Genomic DNA, 24,891 nt, shown 5'->3' with positions numbered 1-24,891 from the left:
ATCCGGCGACATTCGGTCACTCTCACGAGTGACCGAGAACCCTGTAGTCCCAGGTGCGGAGATGTCCCTGTGTTGACGCGGGCCCCGGGCGGGACGCCCCGTGGTTCCGCCGTGGTTCCGCCGTGGTTCCGCCGGAGACGGCCGGGAACGACACGGGGCCCGTACGGCCCGCTGCGCGCGGACGTACGGGCCCCGTGTCGGCCGTGTGGAGGAGACTGCGCCGCTCGGGCGGTCAGTCGGTCAGGCGCTCACCGGTGGAGGTGGCGAACACGTGGGCCTCGCCGGCGCGCGGCACCACGTGGATCGTCGCGCCCTTCTCCGGCACCTCGCGGCCGCCGACGCGGACCACCAGGTCCTTCGCCCCGCCGCCGACCTGGGCGGTGCCGTAGACGTAACCGTCGGCGCCCAGCTCCTCGACGACGTTGACGGTGACGGCCAGACCGGCGTCGCTGCCCTCGCCCGCGATGTCCAGGTGCTCGGGGCGGATGCCGACCGTGACGGTCTTGTCACCCCTGTTGGCGGCCTCGGTGACGGCTTCGCGCTCGACCGGCACGATGCTGTTGCCGAACTTCACGCCGCCGTCGGTGATCGGCACCTCGACCAGGTTCATCGCCGGGGAGCCGATGAAGCCCGCGACGAAGAGGTTGGCCGGCTTGTCGTACATGTGGCGCGGCGAGTCGATCTGCTGCAGCAGGCCGTCCTTGAGCACCGCGACCCGGTCGCCCATGGTCATGGCCTCGGTCTGGTCGTGGGTGACGTAGACCGTGGTGATGCCCAGCCGGCGCTGGAGGCCGGCGATCTGGGTGCGGGTCTGGACGCGGAGCTTGGCGTCGAGGTTCGACAGCGGCTCGTCCATGAGGAACACCTGCGGCTCGCGGACGATCGCGCGGCCCATCGCCACACGCTGCCGCTGACCGCCGGAGAGCGCCTTGGGCTTGCGGTCCAGGTAGGGCTCCAGGTCCAGGATCTTCGCGGCGTCCTCGACCTTGGCGCGGATCTGGTCCTTCGGCACACCCGCGATCTTCAGCGCGAAGCCCATGTTCTGGGCGACGGTCATGTGCGGGTAGAGCGCGTAGTTCTGGAACACCATGGCGATGTCCCGGTCCTTCGGCGGAAGGTGGGTGACGTCGCGGTCACCGATGCGGATGGCGCCGCCGTTGACGTCCTCCAGGCCCGCGAGCATGCGCAGGGAGGTGGACTTGCCGCAGCCGGAGGGGCCGACGAGGACGAGGAACTCGCCGTCCTCGATCTCGATGTTCAGCTTGTCGACGGCGGGCTTGTCGCTGCCCGGGTAGATCCGGGTGGCGTTGTCGTACGTGACCGAGGCCATGGTCGGTTGTCTCCTTCACCGGCAGGAACGTGCCGGACGATCCGAGTAAAGGTCGCGTTCCACCTGTGTGAACCTGTGTGAACGTGGGCCGACGGTAACCCGCCGGGGGTTGTCTTGTCAGTACTTCCGCGGTCACGAAAGGACTCCGGCCCGGCGCCGGGAAGTGGGTACACTGCACACTGCGTACGCGCCGGGGCCCCCGCCGGGCCCGCGGCGCCGCCGCGCACGCCGCCTTAGCTCAGCTGGTAGAGCGCCGCTCTTGTAAAGCGAAGGTCGTCGGTTCGAACCCGACAGGCGGCTCAACGCCCGAACAGGGCAGATGGAAAGCCCCGGGCCGGTCATGGTCCGGGGCCTTCGGCGTGGACGGGCGGCGCGGCCGGCGGTCAGGCCGTACGGTGTCGGGCGCGAGTCACCACAAGAGCGGGACGAGCGAGACCAGCAGGCCGACGACGCCTACGAGCAGGCCCACCACCTCCCACGGCCTGTCCCGGACCACCTCGCGCAGCGGCCGGTGCTGGACGCCGGACATGCTCTGGGGAAGGCCGCCGATCCCTCCGGGAAGTGCCCGGTCGAGCCGGAGCAGCGCGGTGATGTTCAGCGTGGCGCCGCCGACCGTGCCGGCGGGGTCGAGCAGGGTCTCCTCGGGTACCCAGAGGGCCCCCGGGGCGAGCGGCAGCCGCTCCGTTCCGGAGCGCAGCTGGTAGAGGGCGACCCGGTATGCGGTGACCGCGCCGTGGGTGCGGGAGATCTGGACGACGGGGAACACCCCGAGCTCCGTCAGGGTGTCTCTCCCGGAGACATAGGAGTACCCCGGCAGTTCCTCCTCCAGCTCCCGTACGGCCGCCGTCCGGGCGTCCCGGTCCGACGCGCGGACGTAGCCGCCGGGCAGCTGGTACTGCCGGGCCCGGCCGTCGTACAGCATCAGGTACTGCGCCCGGCCGCCCCGCCCCCGGACGCGGTTCTTGACGACCACCTGCGCGACGTCGACCCGGCGCAGCGGCGGGGCGTCGGGGTTGGTCCGCAGGCGCCGTTTCTCGAGGAGGTGGAGGAACTGCGGTCCGGACAGTGCCTGCCGGTCGGTGAGGGGCGGGTCGGCCGTTCCCGGCCGCTCCCAGTTGTCCAGGAACGCCTGTTCCGTCCGTACGTACGCGCTGAGGCTGCGCAGGAGGTATCCCGCCTGCGGGCTGACGGCGGCGACCAGGGCCTCCCCGGTCGCCGGGTCCTGTCGCCAGTCCAACGCTCCGAACGCGCTCAGGAGCGCGAACACCATGGGGGCCGCCGTCTCGGCCGCCGCTTCCGCCAGGCCCGTACGCCGGCACAGCTCGGAAACCGGGACGGGAGGTCCGGAGTGTTCGGCCACGCCGTCCAGCAGGGCGGCCACCGCCGTCCGGGGGTCGTCCACCGGGCTATCCCTCCGATTCCGTGGTGCGGGAGCGGTCTTCGGCGTCCAGGACCCACACGCCCTGCCGGGCCTCGCGGACGGTCCATCCGTGCTTCTCCACCAGGGTCCTCAGCCGCCCGCCGACGATCCGCTTGTACTCCTCCGGGCCCCAGCGCGCATGCAGGGCGTCTCCGATGCCGGTGAGAGCTGCCTCCCGGCCCTTCGCCCGCAGAGTCCTCACCGCTTCCTCCAGGTCCGCCGCGACATCCACCGCGACGTCCGCCGCGCCGGCGGCCGGGGGCCCGCCCCGGACCTCCGGCGGCGGGTGTGCGACGAGCGTGTTGTGACGCACTTCCTCGATGCGCCATCCCGGCTCCTTCTCGATCCGCCGTTTCAGCGATGATCCGACGACGGCCGTGTAGTTCTCCCCGAGCCGGGCCCGCAGCAGGGCGCCGATCTGCTGGAGGGTGGCCGGCTTCCCGTCGGCGGAGAGGGAGGCCACCGCACCGGCGAGCAACGACGGAAAGGCCTCGGGCGCGTCCCGCGTGCCCCGGGCGCCCTCCGTGTCCTTCCGCTTCCTCGCCGGGGACGCGGTGCCGGTCCTGCGCACCAGGTGTTTTTTGGGGCCGATCTCCAGCAGTTCCCAGCCCCGCTGCTGCGCGATCCGGTGCTTCAGGGAGTTTCCGACGACGTTGTGGTAGTCCTCTCCCAGCCTCTTGAGCAGCGCCTTCCTCACCCGGTAGAAGGCGGGGGAGGACTTGCCGGTTTTCTTCCGGATCTCCTCCACCACCGACTCCAGCACCTCCCCGAAGCGGTCCGGCTCCGTGCTCCGCCGGTCCTGGTTCCCTCCGTCCGAGAGGCTCTCCGAGACCCGTCCGAAGACCTTGCCGCCGCGCAGGCTGAGCACACGGGTGGCCGCGTTGCCCTTGGCGTCCAGCCAGTCGAGTCCGTCCCACAGGTGCTTCAGGGAGGGGAGTCCCAGATGCTCGGCGAGCGGCCGGCAGCCGGTGAACCTGCCGTCCAGCCACTCCTCGAGCTCCCGGGCCGGTGTCGCCTGGATGCCCTGTGCCAGCCGTTCCTCCAGTACCGCCCGCAGATCGGCCTCGACCCGTTCCCGCAGCTGTTCCGCGTGCACCACCTCGCCGTCCACCAGGACGGAGGAGAAGGGCATCAGTTCGATGCCGCGCGCGTTCATCCCACCCTGGCGGTCCAGCTCCACCGCGGCCATCCGCACGATCTGGCCCCGGACCGGTCCCTGCGCTCCGGGGTTGCCGATGTCCTGGAACTTGAACCGTGCCCACCCGCTGCCCACGAGTTCGATGATCCCGTGGTTCTCGGCCTCCTTGGTGTAGGAGATCCTGCCGAGCAACGGTTCTTCGCCGCTTTGCGGTACGGAGAGGGCCTGCACCGGCGCGGCCGTCCGGCCGGCGGCGTCGATGAGCTGTACCACGGGGTCGTCCTCGTCGCCGACGACGACCCGCCGCGACTCGGTCAGCAGCTCCTCGACGTCGTCGCCCTCGTACCGGAAGCGCGCCCCGGTCCGCTCGGCGAGCTGGGAGAGCCGCGGTGTGATGCCGACCGTCTGCCAGGCCTCCAGCAGGGCGATGCAGAAGTCGGTCTTCCGCCGCCTGGTGAGGCCGGCGGCCCGCTCCGCCACCTGGGCCGGTGCCAGCCGCAGGCTCGCCCGCGCCGTCAGCAGCGGTGCGGGTACCGTGGTGGATGTCCGTCTGGCCTGGACCGCGTCGTCGGAGTGGCCCTTCCTGACGTCCCAGGCGCGCGGCCCTTCGGGGCTGAAGCCGAGGAAGAAGTTGACGGGGGTGTTCTCGTCGCTGTCGGGGAGGAAGTTGCCCCGGGTGGGGACGAAGAACGCGGTGACCGAGCCGTGGAGCTGGATGGTTCCCGCCTGGGGGCCGCGCATGAAGTCGATCACGCCGTTCACCCGCTGCAGGCGCGAGGTGTTGGTCCAGAACATCTCCCGGCGGTTCCACTCCCCGAGGTCGCTGTCGGCGATCATCGGGAACCACTGCGGTTCGGAGGAGAGCCACAGGTAGGAGCGGTTGGACCGGCCCACGACGTACTTCTCGGCCTGCTGCTGCTCCAGCCGGAACGCCTCGACGTCGTTGCTGCGCCCGGTGAACCACAGATGGAAGAACAGGCAGTACCGGTAGTAGTGGGCGCGCCAGGACGGGAACCGGTCGGACCACAGCTGGAGCTGCGAGAGGGCCTCGTCGATGTCGAATTCGGGGAGCAGCCTGTACGCCTCGAACCAGAGGCGGTAGTCCTCCTCCTTGCACCCGGTTCTGGACAGGTTCTGCCGGGCCAGTTCGGCGATGCGGGCCAGCTCGGTCCGGTCCAGCTCCCGCCAGCTCCGGCCGCCGCGCACGTAGTAAGCCTGGGCGAGGGCTCTCTGCACCATGGGCGTGCCGCGCGCGCCGGCGACGGCCAGCTCCCAGAGCTCGACCACCGAGTCCAGATCCCCGTACAGGCGTTTGATGTCCGCCTGGCAGCGCACCAGGTAGTCGTCGCGCCGGTCCAGGGTCCCGTACAGCTGTGCCGCCTCGGCCAGCAGGAAGTTGGCGTCGGCGAGGTTCTCCGTGACCCAGTCGCTGGCGTCGGCGCTCAGTTCGGCGACGGACGACACCCGGGCGGCGTCCTTGATGGCCTTGGCGACGTCCACCACGGCCTGGACGTGGGTGACATAGCCGTAGATGTTCTCCGGGTTGAGCTTCCGGGTGGTGATGAAGCACTCGACGGTCTGCGCGAACCACCGGTCGGCGACGCTCATGACGGCCTGCACACCGCGCCGCTTGGCGTCCCTGAGCGCCTGGCGCATCCGGCTGCGCCGGGCCAGCCCGAGCGTGTGGTGGTGGAGGAAGTCGCCCTCAGCCAGGGCGACCGCCCGGGAGACGTACTCCTCCGCCTTGTCGAGCTCCCGGTTGAGCCGGTACATCTGGTGCCGGCCCAGATGGTTCCAGAAGTGCGGTTCGTCGGAGACGTGCTCGGTGAGGGACTTCAGGACCTGGTGGGCCGAGTTCAGGTCCAGCCGCTCGATCAGCGGGGCGAAGTTCCTCCGGTCCTCCACACCGTCGACCAGGCCGCCCTGTCTGTCCACGAACATCTGGCGGAGCAGTACGCGCACCGGTTCCGAGGACACGTCGGTGGTGATGGCCAGTGTCTGGATGAAGTCGATGGCCAGGTCCTTCAGGTGACGGTCCCACCGTTCGTCGTTGAGCAGCTCCGCGAGCACCTGCTCGGCCAGGAGCTGGTGCTGCAGGCGCACCCGGCCGGACCGCACGGCCACCAGGCGTGCGGCCTCGGGACCGAGCACGTCGGAGAGGTCGAGTTCGGCCGAGGGCGTGGAGACGTGCATCAGCTTCTGCACCAGCTCCCGCTGCGGTCCGGTGTTGGAGAAGATGGTGGCCAGCGCCAGGTACTGCATGACCTCGCGGGCGCGGCCGCGGACGTTCTGCAGGTGCGTACGCACGTACGTGGAGAGTTTGGTGAACTCCCTCTCGAAGGTGATCAGTCCGTAGAAGAAGGGGGTGCGGTACCGCTCGTACCGCTCCGTGCCCAGCAGCCGCAGCTCCTCGATCCGTGCGGGGTCGGGGGCGAGCATGCTGTAGCGGCCGAGGAAGTCGGCCGTCTCCTCCGTGCCGAGCGGTTCGGAGACCAGCAGGGCGCCCCGGCCGGCCTCGCCGATCCCGCGCCGCACGTAGAGCATCGTCACGCGGGTGTTGCGCCTGGACAGCTCCCGGTAGAGCGCCTCGCGGTAGGACTCGCTCAGGTCACCGGCCTCGGCGACCAGGAGGACCGGCATCTGCGCGATGGTGTACAGCAGGTGCAGACGGTCGGCGAGCAGCGGCAGCCGGGAGGACGTCACGGGGATCCCGCTGGGCAGCACCGCCACCGGGTACTCGTGGTGCAGGTCCCAGGCCGCGCGCAGGGCGGCGGTGGTGCCGCCCGCGCCCGGCCGGTGCTCCAGCAGGACGGTGCGCGTGCGGTGGTGTTCCAGGCTGCCGCGCAACGCCGCCACGAGGCTGTCGTTGACGGATCGCACCACATCCCGGCCCTCGTCGAGGTCGGCCCATCCGATGAGCCCGCCGCGCCAGAAGGCGTCGTTGTGGCGGTCGTCCCCCGGCAGGTCGGACGCCTCGATCCCGTCGTGCAGGATGACCAGGTACTCGCGGAGTTTCTGCATGGTCTCCGGCGAGATGGCCACCGTGCCGTTGTCCAGGGCGGGCACGGTGTAGTCCAGGTGTTCCGCGCTGGTGCCCAGTGTCCCGGTGAGCCGCTCCAGGAGTTCGGGGACGGGCAGCGGAACGTGGGTCAAGGGCACGGCGGGCTGAAGCCGGGCGAGGCCGGTGTGCAGGAAGACCGCCTTTCCCTGCAGCATCTCGTCCATCGTCTCGATCACGCGCAGCAGGCGGTCCCGGCCGGACCCGCGCGCCGTGTCGGTGCCGCCTTCGAGCACCACGACGCACACGGGCGTGTCACCGACGGCCTGCTGGAAGGAGGCGGTCAGCTGGCGCACCCCGTTCAGGCGCCGGATCACCCAGTCCCGTCCCTCCAGGGCGGGTTCGCGGCGCAGGACGGAACCCGCCGCGAGCATCCAGGCCGTGCCGCGCGAGTAGTCGATCACGGGCCGGTCGTCGGTGAGGAGGTGCACCGCCCGCTGTGTGCCCAGGACCCGTCCGGCGCGGTGGTGCAGGCCGTCGCCGTCCGACGCCGGGTCGAGGTCCACGACGACGGACCAGGGGATGCGGCCGAGGGCGGCGAGCGAGTCGGTGCGCGGCAGCTGTTCGGCCACGAGGACGTACCGCGCCGCGTGCGGGGAGAAACCCGAGGCGGCGTCCCAGAAGGTCTCCCAGAGTTCATCGCGGGCCCGGGCGCTCTCGTGCGTCTCCCGTGCCCCTTCCCGCGTGGCCGGGACCGCGGAGGAGGCGCCCCCAAACTCCGGTGCGCCGGCGGGGAAGTCGCGGTCGTACCGCATGGCGTACCACCCCGCGTACGCCAGGCAGGTCCGCGCCCTCTCGTCACCGGCCGGGAACCGGCGGGCCCAGAGCAGGGCGGCGGCCATGCGGGCCAGCATGAACTGCCGGTAGAGGGCGTCCAAACGGCCGGGCTGCCGGACGACCCACTCCTGGATTCCGGCGCGCGAGCGCTGGAGGAGGCCGACGAGCCAGTGGCAGTCGTCCGGTACGGACTTCACCGCCGGGTCCTCGGCCGCCTCCAGGCAGCGGGCCAGCACGGGGAGGCGTTTGGGCGGCAGGATGTTCACCAGGACGCTGACCTCCAGGTAGGCCAGGTCGAAACCGGCCACGGAGCGGCGCGCCTGGTCGACGTCGACGATCCAGAAGGCGTCGTCGGAGGCCACGAGCTCGTCCCGGGGCAGCAGCAGGTTGTCGGTGTGCAGGTCGCCGTGGCAGGTGCCGTGCACGACGGGGAAGGCGGCGCCCGCGTCCCGCTCGAACACGGTGCGCGGGTCGAGGAAGACATGGCCGTCCTCGCGGTGGAGTTCGCCGCCGAAGAGGCCGGCGGCCGAGCGGAGGCACTCCTCGGCCCTGCGCTCCCCGGCCACGGCCAGGAGCAGTTCGCGTGGCCGCATCGGCTCCACGTCGTGCGGGTCGGCCCATGCGTCGAGGATCTTCCGGGAGATGGCCTCGACTCCGCGCAGGAGACTCTCCGACTGGCTGCGCGGCGGGGCGTACCGGTGGCTGCCGCCCGCCAGTTGGTGCAGTGAGGCGACCAGCCGCCCGTCCTCCGCCGTCCGCTGGTGAAGACGGACGAGGCGGGGGATGTGGTGTTCGGCGAAGTCCGGGGCCCTGTCGCGGATCCTCTGGTGCGCGGCCAGCTCGTTCGCCTCGGTCAGGCCGTCCTCGGCGGGGCCGACTCGCAGGACGTAGGTGCCCGGCTGGATGTCCCCGGTCTGCCCGCTGATGTCCACACCGGTCAACTCGGCCCCGGAGCGCCCCGGGGACATGGGCTCGAAGAGGAAGGCGGCGGAGGGTAACCACAGCCTCAGGGCCTCCTCGGCGACGTTCTGGTGCCGAGGGTCGCCGAGCCGCAGTTCACTGTCCATGCGCGTCCCCCTCCGAGCGGCTGATGTGCCGCTTCGTTCCATGCGCCTGCCGCTGGAGTTTTTGTACCACCTCCGTCCCTTCCGGGCCCCGGAAACGGGGGAAAGGCGGGGCGGAGGAAGGCTGTCGGGAGGCGACCGGTTTCAAGTTCGTCGGCCCCGTGGTCCCCGGGGCCGTCCCGAGCTCCCCGGGGCGGCCACGGCCGTCGGGGAGTCGTCACGGGGCGCCGGTGTCCGGCAGGAGGGGCCCCGGCGGGTCGGTCTCGGCCGGGCGCGCCGAGGTCCGTACCGTCGCGGCGTCCCCCGAGGCCGCCCGCCGCGTCGCGGAGGTTCTGCGCAGTCGCTTCGCCGCCGAGGAGCAGCGCGGCCATCCCGCCCACAGCGAAGGCGGCACCGGGCTCCACCTCACCGTGGACACCACCCGCCCGGCGGGTTCTGCGCCTTCCCGGCTGGTCACCGGCCAGGCCTCCGGGAACGGCCACGACCGCACCGACGAGGCCCGAGAGGGTGTCCGCCCCCGGCCGGTATGCCGTCCGAGCGGCATGCCGATGTGACCGTCGGCCCTTCTACCCGCGGTCCGCGCCGCTGGAGGAGACCTCCTCGCCGGTACCGGTACCGGCACCGGTACCGGTGTCCGTGCCGTGCCAGTCCAGGCACAGCACGGTGGCGTCGTCGCCGAGTTCACCGTGGCAGGCGTCCTCCACCGCGCTGGTCAGGGCCCGGACGACCTCCCGGACGTGCAGGCCGCGGGTGTCGTGGAGCAGTGCGGGCAGGTCGACGGCCCCTGCCTCCCGTTCCTGGATGCCGTCGGTGAGGAGGAGCAGCCTGTCGCCGGGGCGCAGGTCCAGCCTCTGGACGCGGTAGGCGGCGGGTGAGAGGACGCCGAAGGGCAGGTCGACCGACAAGGCGACCTCCTCCACGCTTCCGCCGCGCAGGCGCAGCGGCCAGGGGTGGCCGGCGTTGACCAGGTGGGCGGTGCCGTCGGTGAGACCGACGCGGATCAGTTGTCCGGTGGCCAGGGCGCCGCGGCCGCTGTCCAGCAGGGCCTGGTGGGCCTGCCGGGCCTGTGCGAGCAGGTCACGCTCCGCGCGGCGGGCGCCGCGCAGGGCACCGACCACCAAGGTGGCCAGCAGGGCGGAGTCGATGTCGTGGCCCATGGCGTCGGTGACGGACAGGTGCAGGGTGTTGCGGTCCAGGGCGAAGTCGTAGGTGTCACCGCCGACATCGGCGGCGGGCACCAGGGCGCCGGCGACGGTGAACTGAGCCGCCTCGCAGCAGGAGGCCGTCGGCAGCAGCTGGTGCTGGATCTCGGCGGCCAGGCTGACGGGGACGGTGCGCCGGCCCCACTGATACAGGTCGGTGAAGCGCCGGTCGGTGGCGATGATGTAGGCCAGCGCGTGCGCGGCCTGGCCCACTTGGTCCAGGACCGCCCGGTCGGAGCCGGGCAGCACCATCTCCAGCAAGCCGATGGGGTCGCCGCGGTTGGTGACCGGTGCGATCACCCGATGCCCGCCTTCCCCGCCCGGCTCCCGGAGCAGCCGCTGGGCGCGCAGCACCGTGTCGTAGACGCTGCCCTCGACCGGGATCCGTTCGGCGCCGCGTTCGGTTCCGGCCGGCCCGAGGGCGGTCAGGCGCACCATCTCCCGGCCCTGGATGTCGGTGATCAGGAAGGACACCGACCGCGCACCGAACCGTTCCCGCAGATGGCGTGCGACGACGTCGACGGACGCCACCGGCGATGCCTTCTCGGCCGCACTCAGCAACTCGCCCAGCTCCAAGCCCTCACCGCTCACGGTTCGTCCTCTCGTCGGCTACGGCGCCGTCTTCCCGCGCGTCTCACCGGCATCACCGCACCAGGTGTCCCGCTGAGGGCCTTCGGGCTGGCCTGTCACAGTAATTCACCGGAAACGGCAGGGCGATGGGGCGGCGCTCGCACCCGTTCACCCGAACGGAAGGGCGCCCCGGGGCAGGACCGGATCAGGACCGGTGCGGGACGGTCGCCGTACGCGGGACGTGAGGGTCGGCGCCGTACCGCGGTCCCGGCCGGTAGGTTCGATGCTTCCGGGGTCCGGGAAACCTCACGTAGGCGCAGGGGGGGACGAGGAGATGACACGGGATCAGAAGGAGCGGGACGCGGTCACGGTGGAGATCGGCTACGCCGTCTTCTCCGCGGGCCTCCTGGCGGGGGCGGTGTGGCTGGTCCTGATGAGCCCGGTCCTGCTGTTCGGTGTGGCGGGCTCCGCCGCGAAGGCCGTCGTGGGCACCGCCACCGCCCTGTCCGCTGCCGCGCTGCTGTGGCGGGTGGCCGCCGTTCTGTGGGGTTTCGACTCGCGGCTCCGTACGCGACGGGCGTACGGAGCCGGGCAGGGAGCTTCGCGCAACGGATAGCCGCGAGCGTCCGGCACGGGGATGACTCCCCGCCCGCCGAAAGAGCAGACGGGCACGGGGAGGTGATGCCGTGTCGTCGGGGCCGTCGGGGCCGTCGGAGAAGGGCTGGATGTTCCAGGCCCTCGGTTCCCTGTGCTGGGTCGTGGTGGGCGCGATCAACGTCGCGCCGGCCCGCCGCCCGGGCGGCGGTACGGGCCACTGGGGCATGGCGGCCATCGCCGGCATCGGGGCGCTGAGTCTGGGAGGCGCGGACAGGGGTGGCGCCGGGGGCCGAATGCACGGTGTGGGCATGTGCGCGTCGGTGGGGTGAAACCGTCCGGTAACCCTCTCGGCCCAGGCTCCTTCGGAGGTTTCCGCGCCCCCGATCCGGAGGAGAAGCCCGTGCCCGTACGCCGATCAGGCCGACTGGCGACCCTGCTGCTGTGTACGGCCCTCGCCGTCTGCGCCGCGCCCGCCCACGCGGGCCCGGCCGGCTCGTCCGCCCTGCCCTCCGTCACCCCCCGGGCCGAGACGGAGGCGCTGTACGACGACGAGGAGGGCGGCAACGCCGACGCCGACGACCCCGCGATCTGGCGCAACCCCGCCGACCCCGGCCGCAGCCTGGTCGTCGCCACGGCCAAGGAGGGCGGCCTGCGGGTCTACGACCTCGGTGCCCGGCGGATCCAGTCGATCCCCGCGCCCCCGCCCGCCGCGCCCGGTGACGCGCCGGGCCGCTTCAACAACGTCGACCTCCTGCACGGTCTGCGCCTGCCGGGCGGACGCGCCGACCTCGCCGTTGTCAGTGACCGCGGCCACGACCGGCTGCGCTTCTACCGCATCGACCGCGACCGGCCCGGCGGCCCGCTCACCGACGTCACCGACCCCGCGGCGGCCCCGGTCTTCTCCGCCGACCAGGCGGAGATCAACGAGGAGGAGACCGCCTACGGCCTGGCCACCTGGACCGACCGCTCGACGGGCCGCTCCCACGCCCTGGTCAGCCGCAACAACCGCACCACCGTCGCCCTGCTGGAGATCGTCCCCCGCGCCGGCGGCACCGTCGGCTACCGCGAGGTCCGCACCCTGGACCTGCCCGCCTCCTTCCGCCTGCCCAACGGCACCGTCTGGTCGCCGTGCGGCGAGCCGGGCGAAATGCCGCAGGTCGAGGGCATGGTCGTCGACCCGGCGAACGGAATGCTCTACGCCGGGCAGGAGGACGTGGGAGTCTGGCGGATGCGCGCCGACCTCACCGGCGGGCCCGAACTGATCGACAGGGTCCGCGAGTACGGTGTCCCGGCCGCGTACGACGAGGCGAGCGACGAGTGCCTGCCGTCCGGCGCCGACCCGGGCTACGGCGGCGAGCACCTGGCCGCCGACGTCGAGGGCCTGACGCTGCTGACCGAGCGCGACGGCGACGGATACGTGATCGCCTCCAGCCAGGGCGACGACACCTTCGCGCTCTACGACCGCGAGCTCGGCGACGACAACGAGTACGAGGGCGGCTTCCGTGTCACGGCCGCCTCGCGCGCCCTCGACGGCTCCGAGGAGTGCGACGGCGCCGCCGTGCTGAACGCGCCGCTGGGGGCGCGGTATCCGGACGGCCTGCTCGTCGTCCAGGACGGGCGGCAGACCCCGGCCGAGGACGGCCGGGAGGCGACCGGCTTCAAGTTCGTCGACCTCGCCGACGTCATGGACGCCGTGGACGACTGAGCCGTCCGGCCGTCGAGCCGTCCCGCACCCAGGGCCTCCGCCGGGCTCCGTGGTCCCCGTGGTCCCCGTGGCCGCCCCGAGCTCCCCGGGGCGGCCACGGCCCGTCGGGGAGTCGTCACGGGGCGCCGGTGTCCGGCAGGAGGGGCCCCGGCGGGTCGGTCTCGGCCAGGCTCACCAGGCCGGCGGCGATGTCGCGGAGTTTGGTGTTGGTGCGCTGGGAGATGGTCACCAGGATCTGGAAGGCGTCCTCGGGGCCGCAGCGCCGCTCGGCCTGGACGATGCCGATGGCCTGGTCGATCGTCGCGCGGCTGCGCATGGCCCGCCGGAGCTGGGACGCCTCCTCCTCCAGTTCGCGGTACCGTCCGAGGTCGTACGTGGCCTGCGCCAGATGGCGCTCGTAACCGCGCTGGGCGACGGCCGTGTGGTCGCGGGCCGTGGGGGTGTCGGTCTGCCGGTAGGCGCGCTCGATGCGGACCAGTTCCTCGTGGAAGCCGGTGACGTCCTCGACGTGGTGCAGGATCGCCGTGACCTCCCCGCCGGGGTCGAGGACGGGGCTGCTGATCGGGCTCCAGTACTTCTCGCGGAAGCCGGTGGGGCTGTCGGCGAAGGGGACGTCGTACTTCAGGACGGGCAGGGCCTGGGCCGTTCCGGTCGTCAGGACGCGCCGGAACAGGGCGTCCAGATCGCGCACGCCGCCGGCGCCCGGGTCGTCGGGGTTGGCGGGGTAGGCGTCGAAGACGTGCCGTCCGACCACCTCGTTCCGCTCGCGGAACGTCGCCTCCTCACAGGCGCGGTTGACCTCCAGGACCACCAGATCGGTGCCGAGCACCAGCAGGGGTGAGGTCGTGGCGCGGAATATGGCCTCGAAGTCGGCGGGGGAGGGGGTAGACGGAGCCATATCCCTACTCATGCTCCGAGTCCGGCGTTCAATGCGTACGTACCGCCTCCGCGCGCGGTGCCTTCCGCCACCGTCCGCCGGCCCCGGGGGCTTCACGGCCGGCCGCCGGCTCGTCCATGGTGTCGGTGCGGGAAGGCCCGAACGGTACGGGCCGGAGGGGAATACGGCGGGAACGACACCTTTGGCTGGATCGTGGGGGTTGGGTGATTGGCATCCGGCCCACTCGGCAACAGACCCTTATCAAGCGGGTTCCCGGAGCCCGGCAACCTACGTTCAGGAGCGCGCAGTGACACCTCGTACGACCATGACCGCGATCGCCCTCGCATCGGCCCTCCTCGTGACGGCCTGCGGTGGGGCGGAAGGGGAGACGGGGGGCGGCGTGAGCACGGCTCCGACGACCGACCGGTCCGGACAGCCCGAACGGTCCGAGGACGCCGGGGGGAGCGCCTCGCCCTCCGCGCCCACCGGCGCGCCCTCGTCCGCCTCCCCGTCACCTTCTCCGCCCGGGGGCGGGGAGGAGAGCGTGGTGCTGCGCGACACCTCCCGCAGGACGGGGGCCGCCCGGGACGCGGGGGTGAACGACTTCCCGGAGCTGCGCGGGGTGCGGGTGGGCATCCACGACACCTACGACCGGGTCGTCTTCGACTTCGACAAGGGCACCCCCAGGTTCGTGGCCGAGTACGTGGACACCCTGCACCAGGACGGTTCCGGCGACGTCATCCCCCTCAAGGGCGACCAGGATCTGAAGATCTCCTTCCTCCGGTCCGTGCCCGACCCCGACTTCGACGACGGCGGCAGGAACACCCCCGTCATCCGCGAGCTGCGGCTGGTGAGCTACTTCGAGGGCGAGACGCTCTTCGGCGTCGGCGTCGACCCCGAAGGAGACGGCCCGGCGGGCTTCCGGGTGACCACGGGCAAGAACAAGATCATCCTTGATGTGGCGCACCGGGCGGCGGGCTCGGCGGGCTGAGACGGCCGGACCCGTCGGACCCGTCGGGGCCCGCAGGGGCCGCCGAGGGGCCCAGGGGACCCCGGCCGGTGATCAGCCGTCACCCGTCACCCGCCGCCCGTCACCCGCCGTCCGTCACCCGCCGTCCGGGGCGAAGCGGGTCAGGAGGTCGGAGGCGGTCAGGAGGCGGGCGTCCGGGCCGAGCCCGGCGTCCAGGGGGCCGGGGAAGAGGCGGTACAGCAGGCAGTCCTCCCACCGGGCGGGCACATCGCTGTCGACCAGGGCCGCGAAGCGGACGTCCGCGCCTGTGGAGTCCGCGAGGAGCCGGGCGTTCCGCGCCGGGGTGCCGGTGTGCCGTTCGTCCGGGTATCCCTCCGCGATCCGGGTGGCGAAACCGTCCGCGCTCTCCCACTCCCCGATCCGGTAGTGGTCCAGGAAGAGCCCGTCGGCCGAGCGGACCCACACCCGCGGGGAGGCCGCCGCGGCCAGGCGGACGGCCAGGTCCCAGACGGTCGCGCGGGCGCCGGAGGCGAAATGGGCGTTCAGATCGGAGGCGAGCCGGCCCAGGCGGTCGCGGTGGCGGTACACGTTGTGCAGACCGCCGGCCGCCGACAGGTTGGCGTCCGTCCACAGGCCGTCGCGCTCCCGCAGGTCCAGGACCATGGGTACGCACACTCGGGCGTTCCCGGCCAGGTCGAAGCGCTGCCGGACCCGGCGGGGGTCGTACATGCGGCCGCGGCCGCGGCCCCGGTCATGCTCCCGGCCGCGCTCGGCCAGAGGCATGAAGCCCGCGAACGCTTCGGCCAGGTCGTCGAACGGCACATCGTTGTAGCTGAAGACCACGACCACCGCGTACCGGGCGCCGGCCCGGGCCAGCGCGGGCGTGTCCAGGTCGACGAACTCCGTCGAGCCGTGCGGCGGCGGCGCGGAGGTGAAGTCGCCGGAGTGGACGGCGGCGCGGGCACCGAAGACCAGACGGGTGTAGTCGCACAGGCCGACGAAGCGCCACCGCGCGTCGTACAGCGCCACCGACAGGTCCAGGTCGACGCGCTGCCCCCGCGGTTCCGTCCAGTGCAGGAACAGCCGCAGCCGTCCGCTGTCGGGCAGCGGGCGGCGGCTGCCGCGCGGCAGGGTCACCAGGCTCCTGGACGCGGCCCGCTCGGCGAACGGCACCGCCAGATCGGCCAGCGCGGCGTCCAGAACGGACACGCCGGACGGTTCGCCCGCCGACTCGCTTGCGCGGCGCATCAGTTCGGCCTCCAGCGGCACGCACACCGCGGCCGCCGCGGCGCGCGGCACCGGCGGGGCGTGGTCGTCGACACCGTGGGCCAGGGCGATGGCGCCGCGCGGGAAGAACACCCGCCGCTCGCCGACCTCGTGCGGGGCGCGCAACCGTCCCCAGGCGCCCAGCAGCGGCCCGGGGCCGACGCGGCGCAGAGCGGCGGGAAGGCCGTCGAGCAGCCCCGGCGGGAGGGCGGGGGCGTTCTCGCCGCCCGCGTTCCACATGCTGTGAACACGCAGCAACTGGTGCAGGCGGCGCACCAGCTCGCCGGGGCGGCGCAGCAGCAGCGCGGTGGCGCCCGCGGTGTCCCCGCGGGCCAGCAGCCCCTCGGCCTCGGAGGCGAACGTCCGCACCGCCAGCCGGACGGCCCCGCCGGGACGGCCCGAGACCAGCCGCGTCCGGTCGTCGGCGAGGGCGGTCGCGGCCTCCAGCAGCCACTCGGACCGCGCCGCCGTCAGGTCGGTGCCGCGCACGGCGGCGAACGCCGCGGCGGCGCGCGGGAAGCGGTTGCGGTACTCGAACGGGTGCAGCACCTCGCCCGCGCGCTTCCACGCCGGGGGCCGGCGCAGCATGTCCTCGGCCACCGATTCCGGCGGCAGGGCGTCGAGCACGCCGAGGAGTTCGCGGCGCAGTGGGCGCGGCAGCGAGCGCAGGCGCGGCGGTTCCAGCAGATCCGGCTCGCCGCCGGAGTACGCCCACATCAGGCGCAGCACGTCGGTGGCGGTGTCGAGGTGGTCGCGCAGCACCTCCCGCGCGGACGCGGCGGTCTCGGGGGCGCGCAGCAGCGCGGCCAGGACCGCGGCCCTGGTCTCGCGCACCGGGATCTCCTCCGGCAGCCAGTCCAGACCGGGGCCGGTGTGCGGCAGCAGGGCGGTCAGGTCGTCGCGGTCCTGCGGGGACAGCGGGGTGCGCCGGGCCAGCAGACCGGCCAGCACCGCGCGTGCGGCCGCCCGCGTTCCCGCCTCCTCGCCCAGCCGCAGCGGGCGCAGCGACGCGTCCTCCGGCACGGTCTGCCGCTTCCGCGCCCCGGCCGGGGCGCGGAAGTCCGGTCGCGGCGCGGTGGGGTCCGGACAGGGGGTCGCCCGGCCGGTCACGGCGGTCAGGCACAGCGGGCAGCAGGGGGCGAAGAAGTCGACGCCCTCCTCGCAACCGCACGGCACGGTGGTGTCGCGCAGGCACTCGGAGCACACCAGATGGGCGCACGGCGCGAGCGCGCCGATGTCGCCGGTGCGTCCGCACACCACACACGGCTGGTGCGGCTGGGAGAGCAGGAAGGCCAGGATGCGCTCGCTGTACAGGCTGTGCGCGTGGTCGGGCACGGAGTCGGGGAAGTGGCGGAAGAGCGGTTCGTGGCGGCGGTCGGCGCCGAGGAGCGCGTCGATCCGGCCGAGCAGGCGGATGCCGTGCTCCGCCAGACCGGCCGGCGGCAGGGCGGCGAGCGCGGAGCGCAGCGGGGCGGTCAGGACGTAGCCGCGTCCGGCGAGGTCGGCCTCCAGGGCGGTCAGCCCTTCGGCGTTCCCCCGGGGTCCGGCCTGTCCGCCGTGTGCTCCGCCGTCCGCCGGGGCGCCGGCGACGTACACCGTGGACAGGCGCCGCAGCAGCAGCCCTTCGAGGTCTTCCGCGGCCGTGTTCGTCGTGACGCGGGTACGGTCGCCGGTACGCGTGGCAGCCATGCCGCAACCCCCGTGGAGAAGTCCTGAGAGCCGTGTCCGGGCGGAAGCCGGGACGTTCGGCGGAAAACGGCGCGGGGGCGGGGAGTGGGCGCACTCGGATTCTTTTTGGAGAAGAAGAGGAGAAGGAAGCACGCCGCGGAGCCGCCCCCGCGCGACGCTCACCCTAGGCCGCGGGCGCGGTGGACGGCGAACCGTTTTCCCGTCGCGACGGCGCCTCGGGACTCCGGCGGCACGGTGCGGGCACGGGCACGGCGGACGGCCCTCAGGATCTCGTCGCGGTTCCTCCCGCGCTTGATCCACACGGGCAGGGAGGCCACCAGCGTCTTGCCCGTGCCGATGTCGTACCAGTGGGCCCTCTCGCGCAGCGACGCCCGCACGTAACGCTCGATCAGGTCGAGGTGCCGGAGGTTGTATGCCCACAGCAGGCCGTGACGGGTCCGGGTCTGCAACAGCAGCGGCGCGCCGAAGTACGGGTCCCGGGCGGTTCCGGCCGGGCTCCGGTGGAAGACCGGCCCCCCGCCGCCCCGCGTCCGGGACAGGGCGCAGGCGCGGCAGACCAGCCGCCGGGGTGCGAGGGCCGGGTAGAGGGGATGGCCCGGCTCGTGCGGGATCCCGGCGACGCGCGCTTCCGTGCCGCAGCCCGGACAGGCGACGAGGATCGGGTCGAGGAAGTCGTACTTGGTGTGGCGCCGGTCCCGGAACCGGTGGGCGCGCAGCGGGGGCGACGGTTTCACGCGGACGAGTATGGGGTGCGCGGCCCGGGTGCGCGACCGGCTCCGGCTTGCCGCACCTCTGGCCAGCCGTTCGCCGTGCCGCTACGTTACCTCCGGTAACCAGCCCTGTCCGTCCGAACCGGGAGCGCGCATGACGCCCACACCGTCACCCCACGGCCCCTCCCCGCGACGCCGCCCGTCCCGTCCCTCCCGGCGATCCCGGGGGATCGCCGGATGCGCCGCGGCCCTCGTCCTGGCCGCCACGGCCGCCGTACCCGCCTCGGCCTCCGCCGTACCCGCCTCCGCCGACGCGGGGACCGCCGCGGGCGGCGGCCTGAACGAGGTGCTGTTCGTCGGCAACAACTGGGACGGGACCGCCGACGTCATCGAGTCGACCGGCGACTACGCGAAGGTCGGCCGGATCGACGTCATCCCCGACAGGAAGGAGCGGATGCGGGAGATCTACCTCAACCCGATCAGGCTCGCCTTCTTCCTCGGCATCCGCCAGACCGTCGGCGAGGGCCACGACCAGTACGTCGACGACATGTACTCCACCCCGGACGGCTCGGCCGTCGTCGTCTCCCGCCCCAGCTTCGCCGACGTGGTGTCGATCGACGTGGCCACGGGGAAGGTCAACTGGCGCTTCCCGGTGTCGGGTTTCCGCTCCGACCACATGGCGGTCTCGCCCGACGGCCGCCGCGTGGCGGTGTCGGCGTCGACCTCCAACACCGTCCACGTCCTCGACATCGTCACGGGCGAGGAGTTGGGTTCGTTCGGGACCGGCGACAAGCCGCACGAGAACGTCTTCACCGACGGCGGCCGGCACATCTGGAACATGTCCATCGGAGAGGTCAACAACGACCTCGACGCCCCCTGGCTGGACTGGACGAAGGGCGACCGGCGCATCACGGTCGTCGACGCGGACACCTTCGAGCAGGTGAAGGTGATCGACATGCGCGAGCGGCTGGACGCCTTCGGCCGTGAGGACCTCTCCGACTCGGTGCGGCCCGTGGCCTTCACGCCCGACGAGTCCAGGCTCTACTTCCAGGTGTCGTTCTTCAACGGCTTCCTGGAGTACGACGTGGCCGCCGACGAGATCACCCGGATCAAGGAGCTGCCGAAGAACCCGGACACCGACGAGGACCGCACCACCTGGGTCAACGACTCGCGCCACCACGGCATGTCGATGAACCCCCGGGGCACGAAGCTGTGCGTCGCCGGGACGATGGACGACTACGCCACCGTCGTGGACCGCGGGACGCTGGAGGAAGGGCCGCTGGTGGAGGTCTCCAAGCCGTACTGGGCGACGGTGAGCGGCGACGGCAGGCACTGCGTGGTCTCCGAGAGCGGATCCGACCAGGTCACCGCGATCGACTTCGCGACCGGCCGGAAGGTGGCCTCCGTGCCCGTCGGCGACCACCCGCAGCGGGTGCGCGTGGGACACGTCCCGGCCGGGTGGACCGGCCCCTCCGCGGGCTGACCAGCGTCCGTCTCCCCGCCCCGGGGTCCGTCCGGGGGCCGTGGCGGGGAGACGGTGTCGGCGTGGACGCCCCGGCCCGCCCGGGCGCATGATCGGAGCGGACCGCGGCGGTCGGGTCGGGCCGGGGCTCCGCCGGGCAGGGTGGACGTCGAAGGGAGGCCCTGTGATCTCGGCACTCAACCGGCTCGTCGACCTCGTCGAGGAGCACCTCGCGGAGCGGACCGCGGAGCGCCTCGCCGAGCACCCCGCCCAGGAGCCCGACGTCGGGGGACTGGCCAGGGAACTCGGCACGACCGAGTACCACCTGCGCCGCATGTTCTCGTCGCTGGCCGGCATGCCGCTGTCGGAGTACGCGCGCAGGCGCCGTATGACCGTCGCCGCCGCCGACGTGGTCCGGGGCGAGGACGGTCTGCTGGGCATCGCGGTCCGGTACGGATACGGCTCGGCCGAGGCGTTCGGGCGTGCGTTCCGCGCGGTCCACGGCGCGGGCCCCGGTGAGGTGCGCCGCGACGGAGGCCCCCTTCGCGCACAACCGCAGCTCAGGTTCCACCTGACCGTCGAAGGGAGCATCCCCATGGACACCCGCCTCGCCGACCGCCCCGCGTTCCGCCTGATCGGACACGCGGCCCGGGTCCCGCTCATCCACCAGGGCGTCAACCCGCACATCCAGCGGCACATCACCGCGCTGCCGCAGGAGGAGCATCCGCGGCTGAAGGCCCTCGGCGACACCGAGCCGGAAGGCCTGCTGCAGGTCTGCGACGATCTCGACCCCGACGGCGCGGAGGGGAGTGAACTGACCTATCTGCACGGGGTCGCCGTCTCCCGGGACACGCCGGTCCCCGGCGACCTCGACACCATCGAGGTGCCGGCCGGCGAGTGGGCGGTCTTCCGCACCGCCGGACCGTATCCGCAGGCCCTGCAGACGACCTGGGCCGCGACCGCGACCGAGTGGTTCCCCTCCAACCCGTGGCGTCTTCGGCCGGGTCCCTCGATCGTCGCGGTCCTGGAGCGCGCCGACGACTTCACCACCGCGACCTGCGAGCTGTGGCTGCCCGTCGAACCGGCGTGACCGACCGCGCCGCGGGGCCGGCCCGGGGGCCCGGGCCGGCCGGGCGGCCGGGCGCGCATCCGCGTTCCGGCCCCCGGGCCGGTTCCGCCACTTCGTCCGTGCACGGCTCTTGCCGTCCCGCGATGGCCGCGCCTATCGTCGCGGGAGCGCTCCCACACCTTCTTCCGCACCACGTTCCGTCGGCGCCCTTGGTGTGCACCTCTCCGTCCGGCGCGTCGATGAATCGATTCATCAAGGCTCTTCCCCCACCCGTGGGTGCGCCACCCCAGACAAGGAGCCGCCATGCCTGCCCGCAGCACGCCCCCGAGACTCCGCCCGAGACCCCGCTCCCGCCTGAGAGGGCTGTACGCCGCCGCGTCCGCCGCGCTGCTGGCCGCCGTCCCGCTCGTCGCCCTGCCCGCACAGGAGGCCGGTGCCGCCGAGATCGACACCTCCGCCTACTACCAGCTCGTCTCCCGCCACAGCGGCAAGGCGATCGACGTCTTCGAGCGCTCCACCGACAACGGCGCCTCCGTGGTGCAGTGGACGCCGGGAACGGGCGCCAACCAGCAGTTCCGCTTCGTCCCCTCCGGTGACGGCTGGTACCGGATCGCCGCCCGCCACAGCGGCAAGGTCCTGGACGTGGAGGCCCGCTCCACCGACGACGGCGCGAACGTCGTCCAGTGGGACGACAAGAACGGCTACAACCAGCAGTTCCGCGTCGCCGACTCCGACGGCGGCCACGTCCGGCTGATCAACCGTCACAGCGGCAAGGCGCTGGACGTGTGGGAGTGGTCCACCGCCGACGGCGCGCGGATCTCCCAGTACACCGACACCGGCGGACACAACCAGCAGTGGCGCCTGGTGGAGGTGGACGGCGACGACGGAGGCGGGAGTGAGCCCCCGCCCGGGGGCGCCAAGCAGATGGAGGACGTCGACCGGGGCCTGGTCTCGGTCCGTTCGGGCACGGGCAACCTGGTCTCGTGGCGGCTGCTGGGCACCGAGAGCCGCGACACGGCCTTCAACCTCTACCGGGGCGGGACGAAGGTGAACTCCTCGCCCATCACCGGCTCCACCAACCACCTGGACGCCGGCGCCCCCGCCGACGCCTCCTACACCGTGCGCGCGGTGGTGGACGGCGCCGAACAGGCCGCCTCCGGCCCCTCGCTGCGCTTCACCGGCGGCAACCATCTCGACGTGCCGCTCTCCCGCCCCGGCTCCACCTACACCCCCGTCGAGGCCTCCCCCGGTGACCTGGACGGTGACGGGCAGTACGAACTGGTCGTCAAGTGGGACCCGGACAACGCCAAGGACAACTCCCAGTCCGGCACCACCGGCAACGTCTACATCGACGCCTACCGCCTCAGCGGCCAGCGCCTGTGGCGCATCGACCTGGGCCGCAACATCCGCGCCGGAGCCCACTACACCCAGTTCCAGGTCTACGACTACGACGGTGACGGCCGCGCCGAGGTCGCCATGAAGACCGCCGACGCCACCCGCGACGGACGCGGCACCGTCATCGGGAACGCGGGCGCCGACCACCGCAACTCCGGCGGCTACATCCTGTCCGGCCCCGAGTACCTGACGATGTTCGACGGCCTGACCGGCGCCGCGCTGGACACCGTGGACTACGAGCCCGGCCGCGGCAACGTCTCCTCCTGGGGCGACTCCTACGGCAACCGCGTCGACCGCTTCCTGGCCGGCACCGCCTACCTCGACGGCACCCGGCCCTCCCTGATCATGGCCCGCGGCTACTACACCCGCGCCACCATCGCCGCCTGGGACTTCCGGAACGGGCAGCTCACCCGGCGCTGGCTGTTCGACTCGAACAACTCCGGCAACGGCGCGGCCTACGGTCAGGGCAACCACCAGCTGTCCATCGCCGACGTGGACGCCGACGGCCGCCAGGAGATCGTCTACGGCTCTGCCACCGTCGACGACAACGGCACCCTGATGTACGCCACCGGCTTCGGCCACGGCGACGCACTGCACGTGGGCGACTTCGTGCCCTCCCGGTCCGGCCTGGAGGTCTTCACCATCCACGAACCCGGCAACCAGCCCGGCTCCGACCTGCACGACGCCCGCACCGGCCAGGTCATCCACCGCACGCCCACCAGCGGCGGCGAGGGCCCGGGACGCGGCGCGGCCGGCGACATACACGCGGGCAGCGCCGGAGCCGAGTTCTGGGGCTCGGGCCCGAACATGGACCGGCTGCGCAACGCCTCCGGCGACGGTGTCGGCCGCAACCCGTCCTCGGCCAACTTCCTCGCCTGGTGGGACGGCGACCCGGTCCGCGAACTCCTCGACGGCACCCGGATCGACAAGTACGGCACCGGCGGCGACACCCGCCTGCTGACCGGCAGCGGCGTGGCCGCCGGCAACGGCACGAAGTCCACGCCCGTCCTCTCCGGCGACCTGTTCGGCGACTGGCGCGAGGAGGTGATCTGGCGGCACGGCGACAACTCCGCGCTGCGCATCTACGCCACCACCGCCCCGACCGACCTGAAGCTGCACACCCTCGTCCACGACGCGCAGTACCGGGTGGCGCTGGCCTGGCAGAACACCGCCTACAACCAGCCGCCGCACCCGAGCTTCTTCCTCGGCCAGGGCATGAGCACCCCGCCTCAGCCCAACGTCTACCTGCGCTGACAAACCCGACAGCCCTCCACAGGAGCCCCCCACGGGCCGGGGCCCGCCCGCGCCGCACCGAGCGGCCCGGGCGGGCCCTGGGGCTTTCCGCGGCCCCTCCCGTACCGCCGTGCCGGGCTTGCCGCTTGCCAAACCTACCTATCGATAGGTAGGTTTCTTGGTGTAGCCGGATCCACGGCCTCAGCCATTCGGGCGGCCGGGCCCGGCCGCCCGCACCCAGAGGAGCCCGAACCGTCATGCCACGACAGCCCGACACCCGTGACCGCACCCGCCGCGAATTCGCCCGCCTCCTCACCGAACGCGGCTACCTCGGCGTCTCCCTCGACGAGATCGCCAAGGTGGTGGACGTGAAGAAGGCCAGCCTCTACCACCACTTCCCCGGCGGTAAGCCCGCACTGTTCATGGAGGTCGCCCACGGCTACGTCGAGGAGACCGCGGCGGCCCTGCACGAGGCGCTGCGTACGGAGGGCGGGCTGCGGCAGAAGCTCCTCGCCGTCGCCGTCACGTACGCCCGGGGGACCTACGACTCCGCTCTCGGCGACCAGATCTACTACGCCACCCGCCACCTCGACGAGAAGCGGCGTGCCGAGATCTCCCACGCCTACGTCCGCGCCCTGATCGAGCCCGTCACCGAGCTGATGGCCGGCGCGGTCGGTGCGGGGGAACTGCGCGAGGCCGAGCCGGGCTTCCTGGCCACGGCCTTCATGGAGCTGGCCGGAACGCTCCAGCCCATGCCCGAGGATCTGGCGATGCCCCCGCAGGAGCGCCCCGCGCCGTCTCCGGCCGACCGGCGCGTTCAGGAGGTCGTCGACCTCTTCCTGCACGGCGCCGCCCCCGCCGCTCCGGCTGTCTGACGGCCCGGCGGCCGGTCCCGCTCCCGGCGGCCCCGTGCGGAACCCGGCGCGGGGCCGCCGCCTACGCGCTCTCGGCGTGCGGGGTGAGATCCACCCGCAGGTCCGGACTCAGAGCCTCGGCGAGCCGGGTCGGCACGGGCAGCGTGGGGACCGTGCCCCCCGTCTCGAAACGGGCGACCGCCGACTGCGTCATCCGGGCCCTGCGCCCCAACTCACCCTGTGACAGCCCGAGCTCCAGACGGCGGCCGCGCACCGTCGCGCCCAGTTCGAACCTCAGCCGCGCCGCCGCGTACTCCTGCTCGATCTCGGCGCTGACCGGCCTCGCTCCGCGAGCCTGGGCAAGGCCGGTACGTCCGCTTGCGTCGGTCGCGGCTCCTCCTCCACGGTGTCTCCCTCTTCCCGGCACCTCTCGAGGGCTCGTCCTGTGCGTTCTCTGCCAAGAGATATCAGCCGACAGCGGCCTGTCGGCCACTTCGGCGAACAC

General features: G+C 72.8%; 17 protein-coding genes and 1 tRNA gene. 10 read left to right on the top strand and 8 right to left on the bottom strand.

Features of this window, described 5'->3' with window-relative positions; genetic code table 11:
- Window positions 1-232: 232 nt before the first annotated feature.
- Complete coding sequence (locus tag BM237_RS02100; RefSeq protein ID WP_093847085.1) at window positions 233-1,330, bottom strand: ABC transporter ATP-binding protein; 1,098 nt, start codon at window positions 1,328-1,330, stop codon at window positions 233-235.
- 227 nt (window positions 1,331-1,557) lie between these two features.
- On the opposite strand from BM237_RS02100, the gene BM237_RS02095 reads away from it, so the two are divergent.
- Window positions 1,558-1,630 (top strand) — tRNA-Thr (locus tag BM237_RS02095).
- A gap of 109 nt (window positions 1,631-1,739) precedes the next feature.
- Here the strand turns inward: BM237_RS02095 and BM237_RS02090 are convergent.
- Both BM237_RS02090 and BM237_RS02085 read right to left on the bottom strand, forming a co-directional pair.
- Window positions 1,740-2,732: an NUDIX hydrolase gene (locus BM237_RS02090; RefSeq protein ID WP_093847083.1), complete on the bottom strand. Its 993-nt coding sequence runs from the start codon at window positions 2,730-2,732 to the stop codon at window positions 1,740-1,742.
- 4 nt (window positions 2,733-2,736) lie between these two features.
- Complete coding sequence (locus BM237_RS02085; protein WP_093847081.1) at window positions 2,737-8,790, bottom strand: BUD32 family EKC/KEOPS complex subunit; 6,054 nt, start codon at window positions 8,788-8,790, stop codon at window positions 2,737-2,739.
- Between the two features lie 227 nt (window positions 8,791-9,017).
- On the opposite strand from BM237_RS02085, the gene BM237_RS02080 reads away from it, so the two are divergent.
- Complete coding sequence (locus BM237_RS02080; RefSeq protein ID WP_093847079.1) at window positions 9,018-9,341, top strand: hypothetical protein; 324 nt, start codon at window positions 9,018-9,020, stop codon at window positions 9,339-9,341.
- Between the two features lie 12 nt (window positions 9,342-9,353).
- Here BM237_RS02080 and BM237_RS02075 read toward each other — a convergent pair whose 3' ends face one another.
- Window positions 9,354-10,580: a PP2C family protein-serine/threonine phosphatase gene (locus tag BM237_RS02075; RefSeq protein WP_175540851.1), complete on the bottom strand. Its 1,227-nt coding sequence runs from the start codon at window positions 10,578-10,580 to the stop codon at window positions 9,354-9,356.
- Window positions 10,581-10,893: 313 nt separating this feature from the next.
- Here BM237_RS02075 and BM237_RS02070 point away from each other — a divergent pair, with 313 nt between their 5' ends.
- The 3 genes from BM237_RS02070 to BM237_RS02060 all read left to right on the top strand — a co-directional run bounded on the left by BM237_RS02070 (window position 10,894) and on the right by BM237_RS02060 (window position 12,861).
- On the top strand, window positions 10,894-11,175 hold the full coding sequence (locus tag BM237_RS02070; protein WP_093847077.1) for a DUF6332 family protein: 282 nt from the start codon (window positions 10,894-10,896) through the stop codon (window positions 11,173-11,175).
- A gap of 109 nt (window positions 11,176-11,284) precedes the next feature.
- A complete protein-coding gene (locus BM237_RS02065) occupies window positions 11,285-11,485 on the top strand; it encodes a hypothetical protein (protein WP_093847075.1) in 201 nt (66 codons plus the stop codon).
- Window positions 11,486-11,556: 71 nt separating this feature from the next.
- A complete protein-coding gene (locus BM237_RS02060; RefSeq protein WP_093847074.1) occupies window positions 11,557-12,861 on the top strand; it encodes a phytase in 1,305 nt (434 codons plus the stop codon).
- Between the two features lie 115 nt (window positions 12,862-12,976).
- On the opposite strand, the gene BM237_RS02055 is transcribed toward BM237_RS02060, so the two are convergent.
- Window positions 12,977-13,759 (bottom strand): ANTAR domain-containing protein, encoded by a 783-nt coding sequence (locus tag BM237_RS02055; RefSeq protein WP_175540850.1) that lies wholly within the window; start codon window positions 13,757-13,759, stop codon window positions 12,977-12,979.
- A 286-nt stretch (window positions 13,760-14,045) separates the two neighbouring features.
- On the opposite strand from BM237_RS02055, the gene BM237_RS28915 reads away from it, so the two are divergent.
- Window positions 14,046-14,729: an AMIN-like domain-containing (lipo)protein gene (locus BM237_RS28915; protein ID WP_139238050.1), complete on the top strand. Its 684-nt coding sequence runs from the start codon at window positions 14,046-14,048 to the stop codon at window positions 14,727-14,729.
- A 114-nt stretch (window positions 14,730-14,843) separates the two neighbouring features.
- On the opposite strand, the gene BM237_RS02045 is transcribed toward BM237_RS28915, so the two are convergent.
- Both BM237_RS02045 and BM237_RS02040 read right to left on the bottom strand, forming a co-directional pair.
- Window positions 14,844-17,663 carry an MXAN_6230/SCO0854 family RING domain-containing protein gene (locus BM237_RS02045; protein WP_093847068.1) on the bottom strand — a complete coding sequence of 940 codons (2,820 nt, stop codon included), beginning with the start codon at window positions 17,661-17,663 and terminating at the stop codon, window positions 14,844-14,846.
- Window positions 17,664-17,821: 158 nt separating this feature from the next.
- On the bottom strand, window positions 17,822-18,397 hold the full coding sequence (locus tag BM237_RS02040) for a hypothetical protein (protein ID WP_245793350.1): 576 nt from the start codon (window positions 18,395-18,397) through the stop codon (window positions 17,822-17,824).
- A gap of 130 nt (window positions 18,398-18,527) precedes the next feature.
- Between BM237_RS02040 and BM237_RS02035 the strand changes: the two genes are divergently transcribed.
- From BM237_RS02035 to BM237_RS02020, 4 genes are all read left to right on the top strand, one after another.
- Window positions 18,528-19,856 (top strand): YncE family protein, encoded by a 1,329-nt coding sequence (locus BM237_RS02035; RefSeq protein WP_107415187.1) that lies wholly within the window; start codon window positions 18,528-18,530, stop codon window positions 19,854-19,856.
- Window positions 19,857-20,019: 163 nt separating this feature from the next.
- Entirely contained in the window at window positions 20,020-20,925 is a 906-nt protein-coding gene (locus BM237_RS02030) for an AraC family transcriptional regulator (RefSeq protein ID WP_175540849.1), read from the top strand.
- Window positions 20,926-21,207: 282 nt separating this feature from the next.
- Entirely contained in the window at window positions 21,208-23,553 is a 2,346-nt protein-coding gene (locus BM237_RS02025; RefSeq protein WP_093847065.1) for a rhamnogalacturonan lyase family protein, read from the top strand.
- 236 nt (window positions 23,554-23,789) lie between these two features.
- Window positions 23,790-24,407: a TetR/AcrR family transcriptional regulator gene (locus tag BM237_RS02020; RefSeq protein ID WP_093847063.1), complete on the top strand. Its 618-nt coding sequence runs from the start codon at window positions 23,790-23,792 to the stop codon at window positions 24,405-24,407.
- A gap of 61 nt (window positions 24,408-24,468) precedes the next feature.
- Here BM237_RS02020 and BM237_RS02015 read toward each other — a convergent pair whose 3' ends face one another.
- Window positions 24,469-24,813 (bottom strand): helix-turn-helix domain-containing protein, encoded by a 345-nt coding sequence (locus BM237_RS02015; protein ID WP_245793349.1) that lies wholly within the window; start codon window positions 24,811-24,813, stop codon window positions 24,469-24,471.
- Between the last annotated feature and the right edge of the window lie 78 nt (window positions 24,814-24,891).

Source organism: Streptomyces mangrovi (assembly GCF_900114215.1).
GTDB classification, from domain to species: domain Bacteria; phylum Actinomycetota; class Actinomycetes; order Streptomycetales; family Streptomycetaceae; genus Streptomyces; species Streptomyces barkulensis.
The sequence above is the reverse complement of the archived record's forward strand: the minus strand, read 5'-3'. Positions and strand labels throughout refer to the sequence as shown.